This window comes from Amycolatopsis sp. NPDC052450 (assembly GCF_044547565.1).
Lineage (GTDB): Bacteria > Actinomycetota > Actinomycetes > Mycobacteriales > Pseudonocardiaceae > Amycolatopsis.
The window spans coordinates 1-9,764 of the sequence record NZ_JBIUAQ010000004.1; the positions used below are offsets into that span (position 1 = coordinate 1).

General features: G+C 68.1%; 9 protein-coding genes. 5 read left to right on the forward strand and 4 right to left on the reverse strand.

From position 1 onward, the window contains the following. Positions 1-182: 182 nt before the first annotated feature. The 3 genes from ACIHAO_RS09110 to ACIHAO_RS09120 all read right to left on the reverse strand — a co-directional run bounded on the left by ACIHAO_RS09110 (position 183) and on the right by ACIHAO_RS09120 (position 2,588). On the reverse strand, positions 183-1,016 hold the full coding sequence (locus ACIHAO_RS09110) for a bifunctional 5,10-methylenetetrahydrofolate dehydrogenase/5,10-methenyltetrahydrofolate cyclohydrolase (protein ID WP_396556070.1): 834 nt from the start codon (positions 1,014-1,016) through the stop codon (positions 183-185). Next, positions 1,013-1,636, reverse strand: a complete 624-nt coding sequence (locus ACIHAO_RS09115; RefSeq protein WP_396556072.1) for a cyclodeaminase/cyclohydrolase family protein — start codon at positions 1,634-1,636, stop codon at positions 1,013-1,015. The genes ACIHAO_RS09110 and ACIHAO_RS09115 overlap by 4 nt, the downstream gene beginning before the upstream one ends. A 121-nt stretch (positions 1,637-1,757) precedes the next feature. Continuing rightward, entirely contained in the window at positions 1,758-2,588 is an 831-nt protein-coding gene (locus ACIHAO_RS09120; RefSeq protein WP_396556074.1) for a peptidoglycan-binding protein, read from the reverse strand. 164 nt (positions 2,589-2,752) lie between these two features. Between ACIHAO_RS09120 and ACIHAO_RS09125 the strand changes: the two genes are divergently transcribed. The 3 genes from ACIHAO_RS09125 (at position 2,753) to ACIHAO_RS09135 (ending at position 7,168) form a co-directional block, all read left to right on the forward strand. Continuing rightward, entirely contained in the window at positions 2,753-3,208 is a 456-nt protein-coding gene (locus tag ACIHAO_RS09125) for a hypothetical protein (RefSeq protein WP_125795637.1), read from the forward strand. A 189-nt stretch (positions 3,209-3,397) separates the two neighbouring features. Further along, on the forward strand, positions 3,398-5,731 hold the full coding sequence (locus tag ACIHAO_RS09130; RefSeq protein ID WP_396556076.1) for a chitobiase/beta-hexosaminidase C-terminal domain-containing protein: 2,334 nt from the start codon (positions 3,398-3,400) through the stop codon (positions 5,729-5,731). 129 nt (positions 5,732-5,860) lie between these two features. After that, complete coding sequence (locus tag ACIHAO_RS09135; protein WP_396556078.1) at positions 5,861-7,168, forward strand: aldehyde dehydrogenase family protein; 1,308 nt, start codon at positions 5,861-5,863, stop codon at positions 7,166-7,168. Here the strand turns inward: ACIHAO_RS09135 and ACIHAO_RS09140 are convergent, their stop codons facing one another. Further along, positions 7,169-7,849 (reverse strand): hypothetical protein, encoded by a 681-nt coding sequence (locus ACIHAO_RS09140; protein WP_396556080.1) that lies wholly within the window; start codon positions 7,847-7,849, stop codon positions 7,169-7,171. A 173-nt stretch (positions 7,850-8,022) separates the two neighbouring features. On the opposite strand from ACIHAO_RS09140, the gene ACIHAO_RS09145 reads away from it, so the two are divergent. Next, complete coding sequence (locus ACIHAO_RS09145) at positions 8,023-8,478, forward strand: DUF4383 domain-containing protein (protein ID WP_396556082.1); 456 nt, start codon at positions 8,023-8,025, stop codon at positions 8,476-8,478. A gap of 35 nt (positions 8,479-8,513) precedes the next feature. Further along, positions 8,514-9,395: a manganese catalase family protein gene (locus ACIHAO_RS09150; RefSeq protein WP_396556652.1), complete on the forward strand. Its 882-nt coding sequence runs from the start codon at positions 8,514-8,516 to the stop codon at positions 9,393-9,395. The last annotated feature ends 369 nt before the right edge of the window (positions 9,396-9,764 follow it).

A 9,764-nucleotide genomic window follows, 5' to 3' on the forward strand; every position in this document is an offset into this window, starting at 1 on the left:
CTAGGGGGGGTCCGCGGTTTTGGGGTCTTGTCGTGTGGTGGGGGTGGTGGGGGGGGGCGGGGCCCACAACCCATGTGGGGGCGCGCTCGAGGTCGCGAAAGTGGCTTTCGCGACGCGCCACAAATGACTTACCGCGCCAAAGGCGGCGAGTCCTGAATGGACTCGCCGCCTGGCTCAGCGGTTCAGGACTGCGCGGCGGTGACGGTGTGCCGCAGCAGCAGTGACGTCGTGACCGGGCCGACGCCGCCGGGGACCGGCGTGATCGAACCCGCGATCCCCTCGACGGCCGCCTGGTCGACGTCGCCGACGAGCCCGCCTTCAGAAGTCGGGTTCGTGCCGACGTCGATCACCACGGCACCGGGCTTGACGTGGTCCGCGCCGACGAAGTGCGCGCGGCCGACGGCCACGACCAGGACGTCCGCGGTCTTGGTGACCGCCGCGAGGTCCTTGGTGCGGGAGTGGCAGACGGTGACCGTCGCGTTCTCGGCGAGCAGCAGCAGCGCGGCGGGCTTGCCGACCACGGTGGAGCGGCCCACGACGGCGACCTGGGCACCGGACAGGGCGACCTGCTCGCGCTTCAGGATCTCCAGCACCGCCGCGGCGGTGGCGGGGGCGTAGGTCGGGAGGCCCGCGGTGAGCCTGCCGAGGCTGACCGGGTTGGCGCCGTCGACGTCCTTGCGCGGATCGATGTGCGCGCCGACGTCGTCCAGCGTCACACCTTCGGGCAGCGGGGTCTGGCAGATGATGCCGTGGACCGACGGGTCCGCGGACAGCTTGTCGAGTTCGCGGGTGACGTCCTCGCCGGTCGGCTTTTCGAGCTGGACCACCCGGCAGTCGACGCCGACCTTCTTCGCGGCGCGCTCGATCGAGCGCACGTACCAGGCGGTGGCGTCGTCGTCGGTCGGCACGAGCACGGCCAGCGTCGGGGCGGTGCCCGATTCGCGCAGCTTGGCGGCGGTCTCGGTGACCTCGGTGGTGATGGCGGCGGCGATCGCGCGCCCGTCGATCAGCGTCATCGGGCGATCCTCTCGCGAACTTCGGCGATGAGCGCGTCGGCGCGCCCGGCGGCGGGGACGTACTCGGCGAGCCGTGCTTCGGTCTCCTTGCGCAGCTGCTCGTCGGACATCGACGCGAGGTTGACCTCGACGTTGACCACGGCCGATTCGAGCGCGGATTTGGCGGACGAGGCGGCGACCGCGATGTCGGAGATGACGTTGGTGTTGGCGCCTTCGAGGATCGAGGCGGCGACGTCGATGACCTCGGCGGCGAGGGCGGCGGTGCGCAGCGGGACGTCGGCGGCGCCGACCAGTGCGGCCTGGATCGCGGCCGAACGGGCCTGCTTCTCCTCGTCGGTGGCCTTCGGGAGCTTGTAGGCCGAGACGACCGCGTCGAAGGCGGCGGCGTCGTCGGCGGCGAGGCCGAGCGCGCGACGGCGGAGGTCTTCGGCCTTGCCCAGCGCCTCGGTCATGGCGGCCTCGTGCTCGGCGTATTTCGGCTTGCCGATGGTCAGGTTGCACACCATGGAGACCAGGGCGGCACCGACCGCGGCGTTCATCGCGGCACCCGCGCCACCACCGGGCGTCGAGGCCTTCGAAGCCAGCTCGTCGAGCCACTGACCGACCGGTTGAGCCTCCACGCGATGTTCCCTTCCCGCTGGTTTTGCCGTCGCGGGGAAGCCTACCCGGGGGTTCCCGGACAGCCCGAAGGCCACCTTCGCGGCGATCGACATCCGCGAAGGTGGCCTTCGGCCAGCGGGATCAGGACCGCTGGTACTCCTCCCAAGTGAGCTTCGGCGTGACGGCGGGGCCGTCGTCGGAACCGCGGCCGGCGAGGCCGTTGTAGCCGAGGTAGTAGTCACCGGCCTGGTGCTGCGCGCCGGAGGACAGGTCCGGATCGGACAGTGCGATGGCGTGGATGTGGTACGCGAAACCCTGGGCCGGGGTCCGGACCCAAGCCGCGAAGCCCACCTGACGCAGCTTCCGCGCGACGTCGGTCCGCGTGGTCGAGGACATGCCTTCGACACCGATGTCGAGCGCGCCGCCACCGTCGTGCGTCCCGGCCGAAGCGCCGACGCCGCCGGGGTTGTACGAGCCCTGCGTGATGGTGAGCTGCCTGCCGAGCAGACCTTCGGCCTTCACCAGCATCGCCTTGGTCCGGGTGTTCATCGTCTTGCCGTGGTAGGTCAGGCGGCTACCCGCCGAGGCCACCGCGGTGACGGTGTACCGGCCCTCGCCCAGCTTCTCGAGCGAGGTCTTGCCCGGCAGGCCGGAGGCGTCGATCCCGGTGTAGCCCAGCGACTTCTGGTAGCTGGAGTACCCGTTGATCGTCGAGGTGCCGAAGTGGCCGTCGACGTACTGCTGATCGAGCAATCCCTTGGCGGCCAGCGCCTGCTCCACCAGCAGCACACTGTCCTTGGCGCCGGGGGTCAACGCGCTGTCAGCGCGGCGCGGGTCGATCTGCGCGGCCTTGAGCACCGCTTCCATGCTGGCCGCGGGCAACGCGGTCACGGCCACTTCGGCGCCGGCCGGTGCGGCCACGCCGAAGGAGAGCGCGGTCGCTGTCGCGAGCACGGCTACCTTGGTCAACAATTCCTGCCTCCTGAACGGACTCGGTTGTCCGGTCAGCATGGGCAGCGTGAATACAAGGGCCGTACAAACGACGTTCGCCTTGTCGCCCGGTCGGGTGTCGCTTCGGCGAAATCGGGGAACGACCTGATAAGACTTCCGGTGGACGCCGAAAGGTCGAGACCCACATGGTGCTACGTACCCCGCCACCCTCAAGGGCTCATCTCAGACTGCTCGCGGCGGCGGACGCGTCCCCGCCGGGCCGTCGGCGGGACCGGTACGGCGAGATCGCCGACCGGCGGCTGGCCGCGATCCTCGCCGCGGAAGACGTGGCGGAGGAACACGGGCTGAGCGCGCACGTCCGGACGACCTGTTACGTCCATCGCGGCTGGGTGCACCAGTGCATCTCCGATCCGATGCACATCCTGGTGGTCACCGGTCATCGATGGTGCCGCCGCTGCGATCGCACGGTGGACGTCGAGGTCGACGAAACCTTCCCGGGCTCGGTCGAACTCTTCTGCGACGGCTGCGGTGTCCCGCCGGACACGGCCGCGAATCGCGAGGTACTCCTGGCCTGCCGGACCAGCCTGGCCGCCATGCACGGCGGGGAAGCCTCGACGCTCTACGTCGTTCCGGACCGCTGAACGGCACCCGATCGCCTCGTCCGATGACGCCGAACGGCCGTGTCCCCGGCGGCCGCGCGGAGCAGTCAGTGGTTTGGACCACCACTGTTACCGAAGCGTGATCTGGACATATCGCACGGACAGCTACTTTGTTGTGGCGCGCAACGAATTGCTTCGCCCGTGGATTTCCAACGCCGGAGGTGTCACGACGTGGATCGGATCTTTGTGCAGCCCCAACGGCGGAAAAGGGTTCGTGGCGCGCTCGCCGCGGCCCTTTCCGCCCTCCTGATCGCCGCCGGTCTCGGCGGTGCCACCGCCGCGGCCGCCGACTACAGCCAGAGTGCCGCGTCCCTGAACGCGAGCCAGGCGCAGTTCTCCTTTACGCCGGCGACGCCCGCGCGCTACGTCGACATCCACTACACCGGCGTTCCCGGCCTGGGCCAGCAGAACGTCCGCATGACCGACAACGGGGGCACGTGGCGGCACACCGTCGGCTCGCTGACTGCGGGCACGGTGCTCGACTACTGGTTCACCTACGAGAAGAACGGGCCGCAGTACGACACCCCGCATTTCGGTTACACCCATGGCGGAAGCGGCACGACCGTCGCCTCGCCGACGTTCGACCCGCCGGGTGGCAGTTACCCGAGCGCCCGCTCGGTGACGTTGTCGTCCGCGACGCCGGGCGCGACCATCCGGTACACAGTGGACGGTTCCACACCGACCGCTTCGTCCACTCCGTACACCGGACCGATCACGGTTTCCGCGTCCTCGACGATCTCCGCGATCGCGGTCAAGCCGGGCTCGGCGAATTCGCCGGTGACGTCGGCGAGCTACACGATCGGATCGACACAGGCGACTTGTCCGACGCAGGCCGAGGTCCCGGATTTCGGCCCGAACGTGCGGATCTTCGACCCCGGCATGTCGGCGGCGTCGATCCAGAGCAGGCTGGACGCGGACTTCAACGCGCAGAAGGACACGCTGACCGCGCAGTTCACCGAGCGCCGGTACGCGCACCTGTTCAAGCCCGGTGTGTACAACGGCATCCACGACAACGTCGGCTACTACACCTCCGTCGCGGGCCTGGGGCAGAACCCGGGCGACGTCGTGATCAACGGTGACGTGACCGTCGACGCCTTCAACGAGTCGGACAAGGGGGTGGCGCTGCAGAACTTCTGGCGCTCGGCGGAAAACCTCGCCGTGGTCCCGAGCAGCGGCTCCACTCGCTGGGCCGTCGCGCAGGCCGCGCCGTTCCGCCGCATGGACATCCGCGGCGGGCTCCAGCTCTACCCGGCCAGCTACGGGTTCGCCAGCGGTGGCTACACCGCCGACACCAAGGTCTCCGGGCGGACCGCTTCGATCTCGCAACAGCAGTGGTACACCCGCGATAGCAGCTACGGCAGCTGGGACGGCGGGGTCTGGAACATGGTCTTCTCCGGGACGAACGGCGCTCCCGCCAACACCTTCCCGAACCCGCCGGAGACGACGCTCGCCACCACGCCGGTGTCCCGTGATGTCCCGTATCTCTACTTCGACGGCTCCGGCAAGTACCGGGTCTTCCTGCCTTCGTTGCGCACCAACGCTTCCGGGCCGAGCTGGGCCAACGGCGGCACGCAGGGCAGTTCGCTGCCGATGAGCCAGTTCTACGTCGTGAAGGCGGGGGACACGGCGTCGTCGATCAACACGGCGCTCTCCCAGGGCTGCAACCTGTTCTTCACGCCAGGCGTCTACCACCTCAACCAGACGCTCAACGTGACGAAGGCGAACACCGTCGTCCTCGGTGTCGGCTACTCGACGCTGGTGCCCGACAACGGCGTCGAAGCGATGCGGGTCGCCGACGTGGACGGGGTCCGGATCAAGGGGCTGCTGTTCGACGCCGGAACGACCAACTCGCAGTCGCTGCTCACGGTCGGCCAGGCGGGCTCGACGGCGAACCACTCGGCCAATCCGACGACGCTGCAGGACGTGTTCTTCCGGATCGGCGGTCAGATCGCGGGGAAGGCGACGAACAGCCTGATCGTCAACAGCCGCGACACCATCATCGACCACATCTGGGCCTGGCGGGCCGACCACGGCAACGCGGGCACCTACGGCTGGACGGTCAACACCGGCGACACCGGGGTGGTCGTCAACGGCGACAACGTGCTGGCGACCGGTCTGTTCGTAGAGCACTACCAGAAGTACCAGGTGATCTGGAACGGCCAGAACGGCAGGACGATCTTCTTCCAGAACGAGATCCCTTACGACGTCCCGGATCAGGCGGGCTGGAAGAGTCCCGACGGGCTCAACGGGTACGCCGCCTACAAGGTGGGGGACAACGTGACCACGCACGAGGCGTGGGGCCTTGGCAGCTACTGCTTCTTCAACGACAACCCGTCGGTGAACCTGTATCACGCGTTCGAGGTGCCGAACCGCTCCGGCGTGCGGTTCCACAACATGGTGACGGTTTCGCTGAACTACAAGGGGACCATCACCCACGTCATCAACGACACCGGTGCGGTGACACCACCCGGGACGACGCCGAGCAACCTGGTGAGCTACCCGTAACGCTTACCGAGGGCTGAAGGGCGCTTTCCCCGCATGACACGCGGGGAAAGCGCCCTTCACACTTGTGTATAACGCCCTATACCGCTCGGCGGTAGGCGCCTGTTGCACCTCGCCGCTAGGCTCGGATCCATGACCAGCAGTGATGCCTCCACCGTCGTCAAAGAACTGCGTGACCTCTTCCGTTCCGGCGTCACGAAACCGGTGGAGTGGCGCCGGACGCAGCTCATGGGCCTGCGGAAGCTCCTGTCCGAGCGGGCCGACGTCTTCCTCGACGCGCTCTATGCCGATCTGCGCAAGAACACCGCCGAAGCCAAGCGCACGGAAATCGCGCTCGTGCGCAACGAGATCGATCACACGCTGGAGAACCTCGACTCCTGGCTGGCTCCGGAGCAGGCCGAGCTCCCGTACCCGCTGCGGCCGGGTAACGGCCGCGTCGTCCGTGAGCCGCTCGGGGTCGCGTTGATCATCGGGCCGTGGAACTACCCGCTGCAGCTGGTGCTCGCGCCGCTGGTCGGAGCGCTGGCGGCGGGGAACTGCGCGGTCGTGAAGCCGAGCGAGCTGTCCCCGAACACGTCGGCCGCGATCGCCGGGCATCTGCCGGACTACGTCGAGGGCGTCCGCGTCGTCGAGGGCGCGATCCCGGAGACGACGGCGCTGCTGGAGCAGAAGTTCGACACGATCTTCTACACCGGGAACGGGACGGTCGGCCGGATCGTCATGGCCGCGGCGGCGAAGCATCTCACGCCGGTCACGCTGGAGCTGGGCGGGAAGAGCCCGGCGATCGTCGAGCCGGGCGCGGATCTCGCCGTGACCGCGCAGCGGCTCGCGTACGGCAAGTTCGCCAACGCCGGCCAGACCTGCGTCGCGCCCGACTACGTCCTCGCGATCGGCGACACCGGCCCGAAGCTGGCCGAGCAGCTGGCCGAGACCGTCGAAGCGATGTTCGGCGAGGACCCCGCCACCAGCGACTCCTACGGTCGCATCATCTCGACGCGGCATTACGACCGGCTCGCCGCGTTGCTGGACGACGGAACCGCGGTCGTCGGCGGCCAGGCCGACCGCGACGAGAAGTACATCGCGCCCACCGTGCTCACCGGCGTTTCCCCGGACGCCCCGGTGATGCGGGACGAGATCTTCGGCCCGATCCTGCCGATCATCGAGGTGCCCGACGTCGACGCGGCGCTGGCGTTCGTCAACGAACGCGACAAGCCGCTGGCGTTGTACGCCTTCACCGAATCGGACGAAACGAAGCGCCGGATCGAGGCGGAGACGTCGTCGGGCGGCTTGGTGTTCGGCGCGGCGATCATCCATCTCGCGGCGCCGGAGTTGCCGTTCGGCGGAGTGGGGGAGAGCGGGATGGGCCGCTATCACGGCCGCTATTCGATCGACAACTTCAGCCATGTGAAGGCCGTGCTGGACAAACCCCTCGCGGGCTGATCAGCGGCCCTCGCGGCTGCCTTCGTAGGCCCGCTCGCGGAGCCCGGCGAGCCAGCCGGGCCGCGGCTCCCACCCTCGCGGAGGATGCAGCATCGGATCGAACGCGGGGCGGGAGGAGTCTTCGTCCACCTCGTGCAGGGTCAGCGTCGCGCAGGGCTTCCGATGCCCGTTCGCGCGGACGGTCTCGACGAGGTAGGTCACCGGCCCTTCCAGCACCAGGCGCCTCAAAGCGTCCAATGATGCTTCGGCATGCCGCGGCGTCTCCGCGCGGGCCGAAAGCCAGACCAGTTCACCTTTCGCGCGATAGGGCAGCAAGGTGCTGTAGCGCCCGGTGGTCCAGGCCCGCGACGGCCGCGGCAGTACCCGGCCGACCAGACCGGCACCCGAAGTGGTCAGCGTGAGATCCCAGGGGGCGCCGTCTGCGGAAGGGATCCGGACCGCCAGCCCCAGCGCGTCGGGCACCCGTCCCGGGAGGCCTGCCCCCTTGGACATCCGCACGGTCACAGCGATCGGCTCGTCCGGCAGGTCGAGGTCGTCGCACCTCAGGCCGTGAAATTCGCCTTTGAGCAGTAGCCCATTCGGGTGGAAGGCTCTCGCGCCACGCAGGGCCGCGAGGGCGCGGAAGCCGGCACGGAAAAGCTTGCCGCCCGGCCCGGCCTGCGTTGCGGCGTCTTCATCCACGATTCCGACCTCCTTGTGACGTGCGTGCTTCGCCGTGACTACCCCGGTCAGGCCGGGTTACACCGGAATTCCCACGAATTCATCTGCCCCGGTTCCCCGGTGTGAACGGCGTTCGCCCGGGTACTCGACGCGATGTTCGCACAGTTCCCCAATCACCTGGATCGGAGGAAATCATGACTGCATCGCCGGCCACGGTTCGGCGGGCTCCGCGCCAGCTCATCGCCCTCGGCGTGGGCGCGGTCTTCCTGCTCGTCGGCATCCTCGGCTTCATCCCCGGCATCACGACGAACTACGAACAGCTGAGCGGCGCCGGCCACGAGTCCGGTGCGTTGCTGCTGGGCGTGTTCCAGGTGTCGATCCTGCACAACATCGTCCATCTGGCGTTCGGCGTCGCGGGGATCCTGCTGGCGCGGACGGTGAGCGGCGCGAAGGCGTTCCTCGTCGGCGGCGGGGTGATCTACCTCGTGCTCTGGCTGTACGGGCTGCTGATCGACCACGGCTCGGCGGCCAATTTCGTGCCGGTCAACAGCGCAGACAACTGGCTGCACCTCGGGCTCGCCGTCGGGATGATCGCACTCGGGCTCATTCCGCTCTCCGGTTCGAAGGCGCCGATCGCCGACTCGCGCTAGCTCTGTTTCTTTCCTGAACTCTTCGGAGGTTGTCAGTGTTCCGTCATACCAAATCGCTCCAATTCGAGGCCAAGCCGGAAAAGCCCGACGCCTTGTACGCCCGCAAGCTGCAGGAACTCATCGGTGGCGCCTACGGTGAAATGACCGTCACCATGCAGTACCTGTTCCAGGGCTGGAATTGCCGCATCGAGGGCAAGTACAAGGATTTGATCATGGATACGGCGACCGAGGAGATCGGTCACGTCGAAATGCTCGCGACGATGGTCGCCCGGCTGCTCGAAGGGGCGCCCGCCACCACGGTGGCCGAGGCCGCGAAGGATCCGGCCACCGCGGCGATCCTCGGCGGGATGGATCCCCAGCAGGCGATCATCTCCGGTGGCGGCGCCACACCGAGCGACAGCCAGGGCTACCCCTGGAACGGCCGCTATGTCGTGGCGTCGGGCAACCTGCTGGCCGATTTCCGGGCGAACGTCGCCGCGGAGGCGCAGGGCCGGTTGCAGACGGCCAGGTTGTACAACATGACCGATGACCCGGGCGTGAAGGCGATGCTGCAGTTCAACCTCGCGCGGGACACGGTGCACCAGAAGCAGTGGCTCGCCGCGATCGAGGAACTCAAGGCCGACGGCCTGGAAAGCGACATCGCGCCGACGGCGTTGTTCGACGAGGAGAACCAGGAGCACAACAACACCATCTGGCACCTGTCCGACGGTCCGGACGGTTCGAAGGGTGGCTGGAGCTTCGGCGAGGACGGGATCGAGTACCTGATGGATCCCGAGGCCCTCGGCGGACCTGGTACCGCTCCGAAGCCCGACCCGGCGCTCTACGGCACCTACGCGCCGATCCAGGACGCGATCGGGACGGTCAAGGGCAAGGCCAAGGACGCGAAGAAGAAGGCTACGAAGTCACGCAAGAGCTAGCGCCTAAGAGAGGAGCCCTTCCCCGGTACCGCGGGGGAAGGGCCCCTCTTATGCCGCGGGAGTCAGGTTCCGAACGCTCGACGGGTGCCGGCCGTGCCACGTGTCGTGAGTGGCGAGGACGGTTCTATTGAGGGATAAGGCAAAGGTGTTGTGTTCGTGGGTGGGGCTGGTGGTGGGGTGAAGGCCCGCTTCGCCGCGTCTGATGCGGCGTGGGGAGCCTTCAGCCTTGCCGAGGTCCGTGAAGGACTCCAGTCGGGTGCTCGCCTGAGTGGGCGCGGTCCGTGGGGGTGGGGGGGGGGGGGGGGGGGGGGGGGGTTTTTTTTTTTTTATAAAAAGAGAAGAAACAGGAGTTTAGGAGAGAGAGCCCCC